At 38.8% G+C, this 742-nt stretch carries 1 pseudogene; it reads left to right on the top strand.

Features of this window, described 5'->3' with window-relative positions:
- Nucleotides 1–367: 367 nt before the first annotated feature.
- Nucleotides 368–742, top strand: a pseudogene (locus KW93_RS12510) (DUF2268 domain-containing putative Zn-dependent protease); the annotation flags it as partial.

Genomic DNA, 742 nt, shown 5'->3' on the forward strand with positions numbered 1-742 from the left:
AAAAGTGCTTGGTGAATTCACGGGAAAGGACCAAGATGACAGACAGGACAATAAACAGGACCAGCAGGAAAAATACGATTGCCGGTATATGTTGAGTCGTTAGGTAAAGGATGTGCCAGACAACCCTTAAGTTAAAATAGGAAAGGAAAAATAATAGAGTTAATGTGACCCCGAAAACCAGCTAGGTTCTGTCCCTAAATATCCCCTTTTCTTTTTGTTTTATCCACTTTTTGATTAGACCCGTTTCTATTATCTATAATTTTATTGACTTATTTACGTCCTGAACTCCAAAAAGATTCAATTATTTTTATTTTCTAAATTATAGTTCGACGTGTGTTATAATTCCTTAAATTAGGAGGTAGGTAAAATGAATACAATCAATCAACTGACTCCATACGTCCTCTTCGAACAAAAAGAGACGATCGAGGAATATTTAGCGAATCAGTTTGAGCCCCTTATCACGGATAAAAGCTGGATGAAGGACTGGAAACAAATTGCCCAGCGTTTTCGCCTGCTGCAATTTGTACAACTTGGCAAAGAAGAAGCATTGACGTATGCATGGGATACTGAAGAAGTCAAAAGAATGATTGAAGAAGTGGTAGTAAAAGCACAGCAGCATCTATCCTTAGAGAACGTAAACATTACCGTTGTCCCGGCCTTACCTTTTCCCTGGACCGAGAAATTAGACCAAAGCATCTGGACGAATGGTTTTACCAATAGCCCAAACAGCATCCAGATAGCC

The organism is Planococcus sp. CAU13, from assembly GCF_000775575.1.
GTDB lineage: Bacteria > Bacillota > Bacilli > Bacillales_A > Planococcaceae > Planococcus.